We start from the raw sequence: 15,149 nt of genomic DNA on the forward strand, positions 1-15,149 counted from the left end.
GAGTCGGCTCGTTATGACGAGCCGACTCGGCGCGACTTTTCGTCAAAACGAGCCGAGTCGGCGTCTCTGTCCGGGACAGAGACGCCGACTCGGCGGATGAGCTCAGAAGATGATCTCGCCGGACTTCCGGCGGGATCGGAGCAGAGCGATTGCCTCCTCCAGGATGTCCTCGGCCTCGGCGTCGGAGCGGCGCTCCTTCACGTAGGCGAGGTGGGTCTTGTAAGGCTCGATCTTCGGCGCCGGGGGCGCGTTCTCCTCGTCCAGACCAGCCGGGAGCCCACACTTGGGGCAGTCCCACGAATCTGGTGGCGTCGCCTCGACGGCGAAGGTGATGACCGAATGATGTGCGTTGGCGCAGAAGTAGGTGACGGCCTTTCGCGGCGCAGCTTCGCCGCGCTCCGCCTCACCCATCGGCCCAGCACCGACTCGGGAGCCCCGAATCGCGTTCCCTCCACCTGCCATGGTGCTGCGGTGTCCTCTCTCAACTTAAGTTCGCAGCCCCGAGAGGCCACTTTGGGGGAATTGGACGGCAAAATCTCCGTCCAGCGTCGAATGAGTTTAGACGCTATCGCGCATGCTCCGAAGGGAAATGGATCAGTAGGCCATCAGCAGGCCGAGCGCGATCACACAGGCGAACCAGATCACGCCGATGCCGACGGTGAGCCGGTCGAGGTTGCGTTCAACGACCGAGGATCCACCCAGGGAGCTCGATACGCCGCCGCCGAACATGTCGGAGAGACCGCCACCGCGGCCCTTGTGAAGCAGCACGAGCAGGATCATCAGCGCGCTCGCGATGACCAGGATGATGGTGAAGAGAAGTTCCACGTTTGAATCCTATCTGGAGAGCGCCAAGAGTAGAGCACTGCCCTACAGCACGGGTAGGTCGTAGTAGCGCGAGATCGCCGCGAAGTCGTCGACCGAGAGGCTCGCACCGCCCACCAGCGCGCCGTCGACGTCGGCCTCCTGCATCAGGGCAGCCACGTTGTTAGGCTTCACAGAGCCGCCGTAGAGGATGCGTACGCCGTCGGCCACCTCGGCCCCGTAGACCTTCTCCAGCCGCTCCCGGATGCCGGCGCAGACCTCCTGAGCGTCCTGCGCGGTGGCGGTCTCCCCCGTGCCGATCGCCCAGACCGGCTCGTAGGCGATCACGACCTTGCCGACCTCGGCATCGGTGAGCCCGGCCAGCGAGGCCTCGGCCTGGCCGGTGCAGTGGTCGACGTGGTTGCCGGCCTGGCGGACCTCGAGGCCCTCGCCGACGCAGACGATCGGGGTGATGTCGTGCTTGAGGGCGATCTTGGCCTTCTGCGCGACGATCTGGTCGGTCTCGCCGTAGTGCTCACGACGCTCGGAGTGGCCCACGATCACGTAGGAGCAGCCGAGCTTGGCCAGCATGGAGGCCGAGACCTCGCCGGTGTAGGCGCCGGACTCCTCGGTCGAGACGTTCTGAGCACCGTAGGTGATCCGCATCTTGTCGCCGTCGACCAGCGTCTGCACCGAACGGATGTCGGTGAACGGCGGGAAGACCGCCACCTCGACGGCTGCGAAGTCGTGGCGCTTGTCGGAGAGCGTCCAGGCGAGCTTCTGGACCAAGACCACCGCCTCCTGGTGGTTGAGGTTCATCTTCCAGTTGCCGGCGATGAGCGGCGTGCGCCCACCGGTCTGCTTCTTAGCCGCCATCAGCCCAGGCCTCCCATGATGTTCGTCTCCTCGAGCACGCCCACGCCCGGGAGGGACTTGCCCTCCAGGTATTCGAGTGAGGCGCCGCCACCGGTGGAGATGTGACCGAACTGGTCATCGGTGAAACCGAGCTGACGGATCGCCGCGGCAGAGTCACCACCGCCGACGACCGAGAGCCCGTCGATCGTGGTCAGGGCCTGGGCGACCGCGCGGGTGCCCTCGGCGAACGCAGGCTGCTCGAAGACCCCCATCGGGCCGTTCCAGAAGACGGTCTCGGCACCCTCGAGGGCTTCGGCGTAGGTCTGGGCCGACTCCGGGCCGATGTCGAGACCGAGCGACTCAGCCGGGATCGCGTTGGCCGCGACCACACGGGCGGAGGCCTCGTCGCCGAAGGAGTCTGCGACCACCACGTCGGTCGGCAGCAGGATCTCGACGCCGATCTCCTCGGCACGCTCGAGATAGCCGAGCACGGTCAGGATCTGGTCCTCCTCGAGCAACGACTCGCCAACCTCGAGGCCCTGGGCCTTGAGGAAGGTGAAGACCATGCCGCCACCGATCAGCAGCTTGTCGGCCTTGCCGAGCAGGTTGTCGATCACGCCGAGCTTGTCGGAGACCTTCGAGCCGCCGAGGACGACCACGTAGGGACGCTCGGGGGTCTCGGTGAGCCGCTTGAGCACGTCGATCTCGGTCGAGACCAGGTCACCCTGCGCGCTCGGGAGCAGCTTGGCGACGTCGTAGACCGAGGCCTGCTTGCGGTGGACCACGCCGAAGCCGTCGGAGACGAACGCGTCGGCCAGGGCCGCGAGCTGCGTGGCGAAGGTCGCCCGCTCGAGGTCGTCCTCGGCGGTCTCACCGGCGTTGAAACGTACGTTCTCCAGGAGAGCGACCTGGCCGTCGCCGAGGCCGCCGACGACCGAGCCGGCGGAGTCGCCGACGGTGTCGGTCGCGAAGGCGACCTCGACACCGAGCAGCTCACCGAGGCGGGTCGCCACCGGCGCCAGCGAGTACGCCGGGTCCGGCTCCCCCTTCGGGCGACCGAGGTGGGCGACCACCACGACCTTGGCACCGGCGTCGGTCAGGGCCTTGATCGTGGGCACCGAGGCACGGATCCGACCATCGTCGGTGATCGTGGTGCCTTCCAACGGGACGTTGAGGTCGGAGCGCACGAGAACTCGCTTGCCCTCGACACCCTGCTCGATGAGCTGCGTGAGATTCAGAGACATAACGGGCTAGACACTAACCTGTGACGAACGTCGCTGGGTCACAGGCTCGCGCCAACGTACGCAACCAGGTCGCCGAGCCTGTTGGAGTAGCCCCACTCGTTGTCGTACCAGGCCGCGACCTTGACCTGGTTGCCGATCACCTTGGTCAGCGGAGCGTCGAAGATCGAGGACGCCGGGTTGGTGACGATGTCGGAGGAGACGATCGGGTCGGTCGAGTAGACGAGGTACTTCCCGTCGGCGGCCTTCTTCATGATCTCGTTGATCTCCTCGACCGAGGTCTCGCGCGAGGCCTCGAAGGAGAGGTCGACGATCGAGCCGGTCGGCACCGGCACGCGCAGCGCGTAGCCGTCGAGCTTGCCCTTCAGCTCCGGCAGCACCAGGCCGATCGCCTTGGCGGCACCGGTCGAGGTGGGCACCACGTTGAGCGCGGCGGCGCGGGCGCGACGCATGTCCTTGTGGATGTTGTCCTGGAGGTTCTGGTCGGCGGTGTAGGCGTGGACGGTCGTCATCAGGCCCTTGTTGATGCCGATGCCGTCGTTGAGCGCCTTGGCCAGCGGCGCCAGGCAGTTGGTCGTGCAGGAGGCGTTGGAGATGACCGTGTGGTTGTTGGGGTCGTAGTCCTTCTCGTTGACGCCCATCACGATGGTGGCATCGTCGTTCTTCGCAGGAGCGGAGATGATCACCTTCTTCGCGCCGCCGGAGTCGACGTGGGCGCGGGCCTTGGTCGCGTCGGTGAAGAACCCGGTGGACTCGATCACGACGTCGACGCCGAGGTCGGACCAGCGGAGGTTGGCCGGGTCACGCTCTGCGTACGCCTTGATCTCCTTGCCGTCGACGACGATCGCGTCCTCGGTCGCGGAGACGTCGGCGTCGAGCGGGCCGAGGATCGTGTCGTACTTCAGCAGCGTCGCGAGGGTGGCGTTGTCACTGAGGTCGTTGACCCCGACGATCTCGATGTCGAGGTCGGAGGCGCGCACCGCGCGGAAGAAGTTGCGGCCGATCCGGCCGAACCCGTTGATACCTACTCGAACTGTCACGTGGACTCCTGGTTCGCGTCGAAAAGATTGTGTGCGGGATCACCCGCTGACGCCGACACTACCCAGCCACTCTGAACTGCGGGAGGGTGGGTTGGATCGTTCCAATAGACGGACGAGTAGCAAACGGCCCGAGCCCCTCGATCACTCGAGGAGCTCGGGCCGGTCTTCGGATGTCCTACGCGTCCTCGGCGAGCATCTCCGCGGTCAGCGAAGCCTCGGTGTCGGGGATGCCGAGCTCCTCGGCGCGCTTGTCGGCCATCGCCAGGAGACGGCGGATGCGGCCGGCGATGGCGTCCTTGGTGAGCACCGGGTCGTGGAGCTGCCCGAGCTCCTCGAGGGAGGCCTGCTTGTGCTCCAGACGGAGCTTGCCGGCCTGGCGCAGGTGGTCGGGGATCTCCTCGCCGAGGATCTCCAGGGCCCGCTCGACGCGGGCTCCGGCGGCGACGGCCGCGCGAGCCGAGCGGCGCAGGTTGGCGTCGTCGAAGTTGGCCAGCCGGTTGGCGGTGGCGCGGACCTCGCGACGCATCCGGCGCTCCTCCCAGGCCATCAGCGACTCGTGAGCGCCCAGGCGGGTCAGCAGCTGGCCGATCGCGTCACCGTCACGGATGACGACACGGTCCACGCCGCGTACCTCCCTCGGCTTCGCCGAGATACCGATACGACGGGCGACGCCGACGAGGGCCAAGGCCGACTCCGACCCCGGGCAGGTCACCTCCATCGAGGAGGACCGGCCCGGCTCGGTGAGCGAGCCGTGGGCGAGGAAGGCTCCGCGCCAGGCGGCGACGGCGTCGCAGGCCCCACCCGAGACGACGGCAGGCGGAAGGCCGCGCACCGGTCGCCCGCGCTGGTCGAGAAGGCCGGTCTGGCGCGCCAGCGCCTCACCGTCCTTGACCACACGCACGATGTAACGGCTGCCCTTACGGAGTCCGCTCGCCTGGATGAGAGCCACCTCTGCCTCGTGACCGAAGACGTCGGCGATGTCTCGCTTCAATCTCCTGGCGGCCAGACCGGTGTCGAGCTCAGCCTCGACCACGATCCTGCCGGCCACGATGTGGATCCCCCCAGCGAACCTCAACGTCGAGGCAACCTCTGCCTTGCGGCAGCATGTCTTGGTGATCTGAGTGGAGGCCAGCTCGGCCTTCACCTGTCCCGTCATCGCCATGCCGGAGAGTCTTTCATTGTTGTCAACGACCCTCGAATCGGTTCCACGTCAGAGCACTATGTGTGCACCCACAGCGAGGCTTGCAGTGAGAGGAAACAGCGCCGGCCGGGGCTCATGACACCGTCGAGCACACCGATCTCTCGTCGGCGAAGTAGGGCTGGCGGCGAGATCGCCGTTCCAGCGGCCAGCCCTGCCCGCATGCCCTAGCGTGCGTCATCGTGCCTCAACCCGCTATCGACCCCCGCGATCCGGACTCGCGCTTGCTGTGGATCTTCGTCCTCGGTCTGTGCTGTACGCCCGCCCCGTTCGGCGCACTCACCTCGATGGAGTCCAGCGGCGCTGGTGTCGACGACTTGCTCTTCTTCGTCGGAATAGAGTGCCTCGTGCTCGCCGGCCTCGTGGCGGGAGTCGTCAAGACCGCTCGTACGCCCGCATACCCCCCTGATCGCTGGGCCGCGAGCGCATATCTGGTCCTGGGCGTGATCCTTGTCTGCATGGGAGTCGGAGGAATCGTCGAGGGGGCGCCGTACATCGAGGCGAAGACAGGCACATCTGACTGGGGATATCGCGTCGACGGCGTCATCCATGCCGCCCTCGGCACAGCACTGCTATGCCTCTTCGTTCGTGAACTCCGTCAGCGCCGCCGCGCTCGCATGCACCTGGAGGACTCGCGCGCTTGACCCGTCTCGCCGACGAATACGTGCATGTCGAATTGCTGACCGCGATCCTCCCTGCGGCGTTCGAGCGCTAACCCGCCCCGATCACCCTCGCGTACGCCGCGGCCAACCGCTCCGGGTCGTGGCGAGGGGTCCCGTCGCCGACGGCGACATCGGCTACCTCGACCTGGGCACCGCACTTCTCGGCCACCCGCGACAGTTCGTCGAGGCCGTCGAGGGAGGAGTCGACGAGGACGGTGTGGATCCGCAGGTCGGGGGCGTGGTCGAGGAGGACCTCGAGGTGCTCGGCCGGGCCGAAGCCGGTCGTCTCCCCCGGCTGCTCCCCGAGGTTGAGCACCACGACGATCTTCGCGGTGGTGGCGACCAGAGCCTCGCGCAGCGCGCGGACCATCAGGTGTGGCAGGACCGAGGTGAACCAGGATCCGGGCCCCAGGAAAACCCACTCGGCATCACAGATCGCCTTGACTGCGTCGGGGGCGGCCGGCGGATTGTCGGGGACGAGCTGGATCGACTCGATCCGGCCGTCGGTGGTGGCGACCTCGACCTGGCCACTGATCGCGACCCGTGCCTCCGGGTCGTCGGCGTCGAGCCCGCTCACCTCCGCCACGATGTCCATCGGCACCAGCGCCATCGGCAGGACCCGGCCCTTTGCGCCCAGCAGGCGGCCGACCCAGTCGAGGGCTTCGACGTGGTCGCCGAGCTGCTCCCACAGCCCGACGATCAGCAGGTTGCCGAGGTTGTGGCCGCGCATCTCCCCCTCACCGGCGAAGCGGTGCTGCAGCACCTGGGCCCAGGTGTCGTCCCAGCGGTCCGCGCCGCACAGCGCGGCCAGCGCCATCCGCAGGTCGCCCGGCGGAAGCACTCCGAACTCCCGCCTGAGCCGCCCGCTCGAGCCGCCGTTGTCGGCGACCGTGACGATCGCCGTCAACTGGTCGACGGTCAGATCGTCGACCAGCAGCCGCAGCGCGCTCAGCGACGCATGCAGTCCGTGCCCGCCCCCGAGGGCGACGACGGCCTGGGCATCTGCCCCGGGTCGGTCGGCCCCGGCCACTCTCACTCCCGCCCGAGGTCTCGGTGGATCGCCTTCGCATCCAGCCCGGCATCTCGCAGCCGCCTGGAGATCTCCTCCGCCATCGCCACGCTGCGATGCTTGCCACCCGTGCACCCGATTGCCACGCGCATGAACCTCTTCCCTTCGTGAAGATAGCCCTTGGTCACTCCGACGAGCACCGGAACATACCCGCTCAGGAACTCCTCCGCGCCAGGACGGGTGTAGACGTAGTCGGCGACGTCGGGATTGTCCCGTCCGTTGCCGCCCTTCAGCTCGGGAACCCAGTGGGGGTTGGGCAGGAAGCGCATGTCGGCCATGAAGTCGGCGTCGACCGGGATCCCGTACTTGAACCCGAAGCTCACCACGGAGACCTTCAGGGTCGTCCGCTCCGGGGTGCCGAAGGCCTCGGCGATCCTGGCGGTGAGCTGGTGCACGTTCAGCTGGGTCGTGTCGATGACCAGATCGGCGGCGCCGCGCAGACTGGCCAGCACCACCCGCTCACGCTCGAGCGCGTCCAGCAACCGCTCGTTGCCGCGCTGCATCGGGTGCGGCCGCCGCGCGGCCTCCTGGCGGCGGACGAGCGTGTCGTCGGCGGCGTCGAGGAACACCAGGGTCGTACGCCGCCCGGTGGCCTTCTTCGCCAGGATCTCCTCGAGCTCGGCGAAGAAGGAGCCCGAACGTACGTCGGTCACGACCGCCACCGGCTGCTCCGGGCCCCGGGCCGCGTCGACCCGCTCGACCACCTGCGAGAGCAGGCTCGGCGGCAGGTTGTCGACGACGTAGTAGCCGAGATCCTCCAGCTCCTTGGCCGCAGTGCTTCGCCCGGCACCGGTCATGCCGGTGATGACGACGACCTCCCCCTTGTGCATGACCTACTCCTCGATGATCTCGCCCGTGGTGACGTTGATGGCGCCAACCTTGCCACTCTTCGACGACTGATCCACAGCGGTCTTGATCGCGGTCGCGGTGGCGGGGCCGATGCCGGGCACCTGGGCGATCTCCTCGACGGTCGCCGTCCGGAGCTTCTTCAACGAGCCGAAGTGCTTCATCAGCGTCTTGCGGCGCACCTCGCCGAGGCCGGGTACGTCATCGAGCAGGCTCTCCACCATGGACTTCGAGCGGCGGCCGCGGTGGTGGCTGATCGCGAACCGGTGCGCCTCGTCGCGGATCCGCTGCAGCAGGTAGAGGCCCTCGGAGCTGCGCGGAAGGATGACCGGGTCCTCCTCCTGAGGAACCCAGACCTCCTCCAGGCGCTTGGCCAGGCCGACGACCGGGATGTCGTTGACGCCGAGCTCCGCGAGCGCGCGCTGGGCAGCGGCCACCTGCGGCGCGCCACCGTCGACGACCACCAGGCCTGGGGCGTACGCGAACTTCCTCGGCCGGCCGGTCTCCGGGTCGACCAGCATCGGGCCGCTGGGCCCCTCGACCTCTGTGCTCACCACGGACGTCGACTGCTCGTCGAGCAGCCGCTTGAACCGCCGGGTGATGACCTCGTGCATCGCCTTGACGTCGTCGGAGCCGTCCTGGCCCTTGATGATGAACCGGCGGTATTCGGACTTGCGGGCCAGCCCGTCCTCGAAGACCACCATGCTGGCGACGATCTCGGTGCCCTGCAGGTGGGAGATGTCGTAGCACTCGATCCGCAGCGGCACCTCGTCGAGCTCGAGCGCCTCCTGGATCTCCTCCAGCGCCCGGTTGCGGGTGGTCAGGTCGCTCGCGCGCCTGGTCTTGTGGAGCGCGAGGGCCTGCTTGGCGTTCTTGGCCACGGTCTCCTGGAGCGTCTTCTTGTCCCCACGCTGTGGGACCCGGATCCTGACCTTCGCCTTGCGGATATCGGAGAGGAGCTCCTCGAGCGTGTCGTGGTCGGGCGGCAGCGCCGGGACCAGGATCTCGCGCGGGATCGCCTCGCCAGCGTCACCAGATTCAGCCTCGTCGGCGTAGAGCTGGAGCAGGAAGTGCTCGACCAGACCGGCGGTGTCGGCGTCGTCCATCCGGTCCGCGACCCAGCCGCGCTGACCCTTGATGCGGCCACCGCGTACGTAGAAGATCTGCACGCCCACCTCGAGCGGGTCCTCCGCCAGGGCGATGACGTCGGCGTCGGCACCGTCGCCGAGCACGACGGCCTGCTTCTCCAGGGCACGCTGCATCGCCGCCAGGTCGTCGCGCAGCCGCGCGGCCTTCTCGAAGTCGAGGGCCTCTGACGCGGCGTACATCTCCTTCTCGATCCGCTTCGTGAAGGTCGTGGTGTGGCCCGCCATGAAGTCGCAGAAGTCGTCGACGATCTCGCGGTGCTCCTCGGCGGAGATGTTGCCGACGCAGGGCGCGGTGCACTTGTCGATGTAGCCGAGCAGGCACGGCCGGCCGATCTGCTGGGAGCGCTTGAAGACGCCGTTGCTGCACGAACGCATCGGGAAGACCCGCAGCAGGATGTCGACGGTCTCCCGGATCGCCCAGGCGTGGCCGTACGGGCCGAAGTATCTGGTGCCCTTGCGCTTGGCACCGCGGCCGACCATGACCCGCGGGAAGTCCTCCGAGACGGTCACCGCGAGCCACGGGTAGGACTTGTCGTCGCGGTACTTGACGTTGAACCGCGGGTCGAACTCCTTGATCCAGGTGTATTCGAGCTGGAGCGCCTCGATGTCGTTGTTGACCGTCGTCCACTCGACGCTGGCCGCGGTGGTGACCATCGTCGCCGTGCGCGGGTGGAGGCTGGGGATCGGCTGGAAGTAGTTCGCGAGCCGCTGGCGCAGGTTGATCGCCTTGCCGACGTAGATCACCCGCCCCTTGGGGTCGCGGAACCGGTAGACCCCTGGCTGGCTGGGGATGTCTCCAGCTTTGGGGCGATAGCTCTGCGGATCGGGCACGCTCCAACCCTAGTGGCGACCACGGACAGTCTCGTCGCGCCCGGGAACGGACGATGCCCGGCCGAGTCCGGCCGGGCATCGTCCTCCATCAGGGCTCAGCCGAGCAGCTCCACCTCCGAGAGCGTGATCTGCTCCGCGGCCGACCCGGTGAACTCGATCCGGATCCGGTTGAACCTCGACTCCGACTCGAGCTTGAACGGGCGGGTGGCCTGCTGCCAGGCGAACTTCTCACCCGAGCGCCGGTCGAGGACCTTCCAGTCGGTCCCGTCGTTGGATCCCTTGACGACCCAGCCGCTGGGCGAGCGGCCGTCGGCGCCGTTGGTGAGGGTGTAGAAGGAGACCGGCACCTTGGTTCCGGAGAACCGGTACTCCACCCAGCCGTCACCGGCGACGGTCGTCTGCGTCCCGGAGTCGTTGTCGACCAGCGTCTCCCCGCCGTCCCCGCTGGCCGAGACCGCGCCCTTGCCCGCGCCCGACTTGTCGGCGATCGGCGTGGCCGGCTCCGAGCCGTTGGTCAGCGACGGCGGCGCCGAGTTCGGCGAGGTGCCCCAGCTCGATGGGCTCGAGCCCATGTCGAACTCGATGGTGCCGCCGTCGGCGAGCTCCTTGTGGGAGACGTACGTCTTGTCCCACTTCTTGCCGTCGATGGTGACGCCCTGGACGTAGATGTTCTCGGTGCTGTTCTCGGGCGCCTTGATCACCAGGTCCTTGCCGCCCTCGAGGTGGAGGGTGGCCTTGGTGAACAGCGGCGAGCCGAGCACGAGGTTCTCGCTGCCCATCTGGAGCGGGTAGAGGCCGAGCGAGGCGAAGAGGTGCCAGGCCGAGGTCTCGCCGTTGTCCTCGTCGCCGGCGTAGCCCTGCCCGATCTCGGAGCCGGTGTACATCCGGCGCAGGCTCTCGCGGACGATCTCCTGCGTCTTCCAGGGCTGGCCTGCGTAGCTGTACATCCACGGGATGTGGTGGCTGACCTGGTTGGAGAAGCCCCACTGCCCCATGCGTACGTCGCGGGCCTCACGGATCTCGTGGATGATCCCGCCGTAGGAGCCCGGGTACTCCCCCGTCTCCGGGGTCGTGAAGAACGTGTCCAGCTTCTTCGCGAGCCCGTCGCGACCGCCGTAGAGGTTCGCCAGGCCTTGGCCGTCCTGCGGGGTGTGGAACGCGAAGTTCCAGCCGTTGGTCTCGGTGTAGTCGTGATCGCTCCCCCACACCAGCGGGTTGTAGTCCGCCGGCGACTTCTTGAAGGTGCCGTCGGCGTTGCGGCCCTGGAAGAAGCCCACCTTGGTGTCGAAGGTGTTGACGTAGTTGCGGGCCCGACCGAGGAAGTACTCCGACTCCTCGCGCAGCCGCTTCCGCTCTGCCGAGGTGATCCCGTCACGCTCGGCCAGCTTCGCGGCCATGTTCCCGATGCCGTAGTCGTTGATGTAGCCCTCGAGACCCCAGGAGACGCCCTCGCTCACGGCTGCGGGCGTGTAGCCGAGGAACACCGAGGTCTGCATGCCCTTGCGACCGACATTGGAGTTGGTCGCGCTGCCCGGCGGACGGACGGTGGCGTTCTTGACGGCGGCCGCGTAGGCGGCCTCCGCGTCGATGCCCTCGACACCCTTGACGTACGCGTCGGCGAACGAGACGTCGGAGCTGGTCCCGGTCATCAGGTTGGCGTAGCCCGGCGAGGACCAGCGCGAGATCCAGCCGTTGTCCTTGTATTGCTGCACGAAGCCGTTGACCATCTCGGCCGCCTGGCCGGGCTCCAGGAGCGAGTAGGCCGCCCAGGTGGTGCGGTAGGTGTCCCAGAAGCCGTTGTTCACATAGACCTTGCCGTCCTTGACCTCGGCCCCGGTGTGGGTGGGCGTGGTGCCCGGCGGGTTGGTGTCACCGGAGGTGGACTGAACGGCGTGCTTCCAGACCGGCTCGTCCTCGGTGCCGACGTTCTCGTGGCCCGAGTTGGGGTAGAGGAACAGACGCGCGAGGTTGGAGTAGACGGTGGTCTTCTGGTCCTTGGTCGCGCCCTGGATGTCGAGGACGTCGAGCTTGTCCTGCCACAGCGCCTTCGCCCGCTCCTTGACGGTGTCGAAGGAGGCGTCGGCGACCTCGAGCTCGAGGTTGCGCTTGGCCTGGTCGAGGCCGATCAGGCTCGTGGCGATGCGCATCGTGACGGTCCTGTCCGCACCGGCGTCGAACTCGAGATGGCCCTGTACGTTCGGACGCTCCCCGTTGGCGTACTTGCCTCCGCCGGTGACCGGCTGGTCGAAGGTCGCGTAGACGTACATCCGGGTGGCGCCGTTGGACAGGCCGCTGCGGGTGTCGGTGAATCCCGACAGCGTCCCGGTGGCCGGGTCGAGGGTCAGTCCGCCGTTGTTGTTGACGTTGTCGAAGACCAGCCGCGCGGAGTCACCGGGGTAGGTGAACCGGAACACGGCGGCGTGGTCGGTCGGCGCGATCTCGGCGCTCTGGCCGTTGTCGAAGTCGACCTTGTAGTGGTGGGGCCGGGCGATCTCGTTGTCGTGCTCGAAGGTGAGTGCGCGTGCCTTGCGCCCCGGGTCGGGGACGCTCTCAGCGGCCGACGGCATCACCTGGAAGGTCTGCCGGTCACCCATCCACGGGCTGGTCTCGTGGCTCAGCGTCAACGCCTGCAGGCTGGTCCGGTTCTGGGCGTCGTTGTCCTGGTGGTAGCGGTAGAACCACGACAGCGACCCGGCGTTGGTCATCGGCGCCCAGAAGTTGAACCCGTGCGGGACCGCGGTCGCCGGGATGTTGTTGCCTCGCGAGAAGCTGCCGCTGGACTGCGTGCCACGGGTCGTGACGGCGTAGTCGACGCGGCTGGTGATCTGCGGTTCGTCCGGTGAGGCTGTGATCGCGATGTCGTCGTACCAGCCGCGGAACTTCGTCGGGCCGCTCGGAGCGTCGACGGCGACCAGGATGCGGTCGATCGTCTTGCCTGCCGCGACCTCGCCGATGACGGAGGTCTTCTTGTTCCACTGGTTGGTGTAGAGCGACTTCGACTCGCCCTGGCCCTCCGGGGACAGTACGTAGCCCTGCGCGTCGAGCGCGCCCAGCTCGGAGAGCAGGGTGCCGTCGGTGAAGGCCAGATCGACCGCCGTGTAGGTACTCGGGTAGCTCAGGTCGCCGTCGATGAACGCCGGGAAGACCAGGTAGGACAGCTCGGTCTCCTTGCCGACCGGGATGTCGACGTCGAAGACGCGGTTGTAGGAGTGGCCCTTGTCGCCGGTGATCTTGCCGGCGTACTCGAACGCGTGCACTCCGGTGAAGCCGACCTTCGACTTCGCCGCGTACGCCGAGGCGGGACCGTCATCGGGGTGGCTGGTCATGTTCTTCAGCGGCGGCGGGGGCTCGGACCCGTCTGAGAGCTGCCACTCGGCGAGCTGGATGATGCCGCCGCTCTGGTTCGCGGAGATGTCGATGCGATAGTGGGAGTACGCCTGCGGAGAGGCGATCTCGAACTCTCTCGTCTGGAAGCGCTCCTCCCAGGACTGACCGGTGCGCCGGTCGACGGTCGTCCAGGTCTGGCCGTCGGCGGAGCCCTGGATCACCCAGTCCTTGGGGTCGCGCTCGGCCGCGTCGTTGGCCGAGGTGAGGGCGTACTTGACGACGCTCACGGGCTGGTCGAGCTGGATCTGCACCCAGCCGGTGGTCGCGAAGGTGAGCCACTTGGTGTTGATGTCACCGTCGACGAGCTCGGCTGCGCCCTCGCCGGAGCCGCTGTTCTCTCCGCTGGCGGTGGCGCCGGTGATGTGCTCGGCGATGTCGCCGGGGATGCCGAAGGGGTCCGGACCGGCGACGCCTGCGGTGCGGGGCTTGCCGTCATCGTCGGTGTCGACGAGATCGGCCCAGCTGGGCTGGGGGTCCTCGTCCTCGAAGGAGGTCGCCCAGTCACCGCCTGCGGCGGCGCGCTGGGGGTCGGCGGTGTTGCTCTTCGGGGCGGACGGCTCGGGCGCTTCCGGCGTCGCGAGCGCGGGCGCGGTGCCGCTCATCCCGACCATCAGCGCCGCCGTCGCGGCGATCGTTGCGGCCAGGCGGCCGGCAGACCGGCCTCGAATTCTGGGGGGTGCGTCCCAACGGTGCATCGGTGTGATCTCCTTCACATGGGGGGCCACCCAAGATGGAACCGCGGGATGACAACGTTGTCAACGCGTTTCTGAAGGCTTTACTCGGGCACTCTGCGGTGCCGCAGAAATTTTGGCGGGCTCGCCCAGAAAAACGGGGACATCGTTGTCACACTCGGATCTGCGTCTACGCTGTGCACGTGGCATCACCCCTGTCCGACCAGACCCGCCAGCAGCGCCGCCCGACCATGAAGGACGTCGCGGCGGCTGCCGGCGTGAGCCTGAAGACCGTCTCGCGGGTGGTCAACGGCGAGTCGAACGTGAACGACGACCTCCGGGCAGCGGTGCTCGAGTCGATCACCCAGCTCGGGTTCCGACGCAACGCCAGTGCCCGCGACCTTCGGCAGGGACGCTCAGGCACCGTAGGACTGTTGCTCGAGGACGTCGCCGACCCCTTCTACTCGATCCTGTCTCGCGCCGTCGAGGATGTGGCCCGGAAGCACGGGACGATGGTCTTCGCCGGCTCCTCCGCCGAAGACGCCGACCGAGAGCGCGAGCTCGCGCTCGCGTTCTGCGAGCGGCGCGTGGACGGCCTGATCATCGTTCCGGCTGGGTCCAGCCACTCCTACCTGCTCCCGGAGATGAGGGCCGGCATCCCAGCCGTGTTCGTCGACCGCCCGCCCGGCGACATCGAAGCCGACATGATCCTCACCGACAACCGTGGTGGCAGTCGGCGCGGACTGGAGCACCTGCTCTCCCACGGCCATCGCCGCATCGGCTTCATCGGCGACGCTCCGGAGATCTACACCGCCGGCGAGCGGCTGCGCGGCTACCGAGAGGCACTGGAGTCCGCCGGGATTCCTTTCTCCGACACGCTCGTCGCGCAGGCGCCCCCATCACCCGCATCGACCGCCGAAGCGCTGGACCGGCTGCTCGCCGGGCAGTCACCGGCGACCGCGCTCTTCTGCGGCAACAGCCGCACCACCGTCAGCGTCCTTCGCGAGCTCGCCCGGCGCTCGACGCGACTCGCGCTCGTCGGGTTCGACGACGTCGAGCTCGGCGACCTCCTTCAGCCCGGGCTCACCGTCGTCGCACAGGATCCTGGCGCCATGGGGGCGGCCGCCGCACGACTGCTCTTCCAGCGCATCGCGGGCGACACAGCCGGCCCGCCCCAGACCGTCACGATCGGCACCCGGCTGATCCCCCGAGGCTCCGGGGAGCTCGCGGGTCCCTGAGTCTGGGAAAAGCCGTCGCCGCTACGCTGACTTTTCCGCGCTGCTCCGCGCCGACCGCTGGGACGAAGCCCGGGTGCTGCTCGATAACCCACTTCCCGCCGAAACTGTAGTTGTGGAGGCCGAGTCTGTAGTTGTGGGTGACGAAAGTCGACTTTCGTCACC

General features: G+C 67.9%; 12 protein-coding genes. 2 read left to right on the plus strand and 10 right to left on the minus strand.

The genetic code is table 11. The features are described from left to right. Positions 1–102 precede the first annotated feature (102 nt). From H5T77_RS23865 to whiA, 6 genes are all read right to left on the minus strand, one after another. Positions 103–462, minus strand: a complete 360-nt coding sequence (locus H5T77_RS23865; protein ID WP_183545521.1) for an RNA polymerase-binding protein RbpA — start codon at positions 460–462, stop codon at positions 103–105. A 132-nt stretch (positions 463–594) separates the two neighbouring features. After that, positions 595–825 (minus strand): preprotein translocase subunit SecG, encoded by a 231-nt coding sequence (gene secG, locus H5T77_RS23870; RefSeq protein ID WP_141780171.1) that lies wholly within the window; start codon positions 823–825, stop codon positions 595–597. A gap of 42 nt (positions 826–867) precedes the next feature. Then, complete coding sequence (tpiA, locus tag H5T77_RS23875; RefSeq protein WP_292653106.1) at positions 868–1,677, minus strand: triose-phosphate isomerase; 810 nt, start codon at positions 1,675–1,677, stop codon at positions 868–870. Beyond that, positions 1,677–2,900, minus strand: coding sequence for a phosphoglycerate kinase (locus H5T77_RS23880; protein ID WP_292653107.1), 1,224 nt, complete (start codon positions 2,898–2,900; stop codon positions 1,677–1,679). Before H5T77_RS23880 ends, tpiA begins: the two co-directional genes overlap by 1 nt. A gap of 38 nt (positions 2,901–2,938) precedes the next feature. Beyond that, positions 2,939–3,937, minus strand: coding sequence for a type I glyceraldehyde-3-phosphate dehydrogenase (gene gap, locus H5T77_RS23885; protein WP_292653108.1), 999 nt, complete (start codon positions 3,935–3,937; stop codon positions 2,939–2,941). Positions 3,938–4,112: 175 nt separating this feature from the next. Then, a complete protein-coding gene (gene whiA / locus H5T77_RS23890; RefSeq protein ID WP_183545525.1) occupies positions 4,113–5,099 on the minus strand; it encodes a DNA-binding protein WhiA in 987 nt (328 codons plus the stop codon). A 218-nt stretch (positions 5,100–5,317) separates the two neighbouring features. On the opposite strand from whiA, the gene H5T77_RS23895 reads away from it, so the two are divergent. Next, a complete protein-coding gene (locus H5T77_RS23895; protein WP_292653109.1) occupies positions 5,318–5,779 on the plus strand; it encodes a hypothetical protein in 462 nt (153 codons plus the stop codon). Between the two features lie 67 nt (positions 5,780–5,846). Here H5T77_RS23895 and H5T77_RS23900 read toward each other — a convergent pair whose 3' ends face one another. From H5T77_RS23900 to H5T77_RS23915, 4 genes are all read right to left on the minus strand, one after another. Continuing rightward, positions 5,847–6,827, minus strand: coding sequence for a gluconeogenesis factor YvcK family protein (locus H5T77_RS23900; protein ID WP_292653110.1), 981 nt, complete (start codon positions 6,825–6,827; stop codon positions 5,847–5,849). 2 nt (positions 6,828–6,829) lie between these two features. Beyond that, positions 6,830–7,696: an RNase adapter RapZ gene (rapZ, locus tag H5T77_RS23905; RefSeq protein ID WP_179658361.1), complete on the minus strand. Its 867-nt coding sequence runs from the start codon at positions 7,694–7,696 to the stop codon at positions 6,830–6,832. A gap of 3 nt (positions 7,697–7,699) precedes the next feature. Further along, positions 7,700–9,691, minus strand: coding sequence for an excinuclease ABC subunit UvrC (uvrC, locus tag H5T77_RS23910; protein WP_292653111.1), 1,992 nt, complete (start codon positions 9,689–9,691; stop codon positions 7,700–7,702). Between the two features lie 95 nt (positions 9,692–9,786). Then, the gene (locus tag H5T77_RS23915) at positions 9,787–13,773 is read right to left on the minus strand and encodes a GH92 family glycosyl hydrolase (protein ID WP_292653112.1); all 3,987 of its coding nucleotides are present in this window, start codon (positions 13,771–13,773) and stop codon (positions 9,787–9,789) included. Positions 13,774–13,952: 179 nt separating this feature from the next. Between H5T77_RS23915 and H5T77_RS23920 the strand changes: the two genes are divergently transcribed. Continuing rightward, positions 13,953–14,987 carry a LacI family DNA-binding transcriptional regulator gene (locus tag H5T77_RS23920; RefSeq protein WP_292653113.1) on the plus strand — a complete coding sequence of 345 codons (1,035 nt, stop codon included), beginning with the start codon at positions 13,953–13,955 and terminating at the stop codon, positions 14,985–14,987. Positions 14,988–15,149 lie beyond the last annotated feature (162 nt).

This window comes from Nocardioides sp. (assembly GCF_014360585.1).
Classification (GTDB): Bacteria; Actinomycetota; Actinomycetes; order Propionibacteriales; family Nocardioidaceae; genus Nocardioides.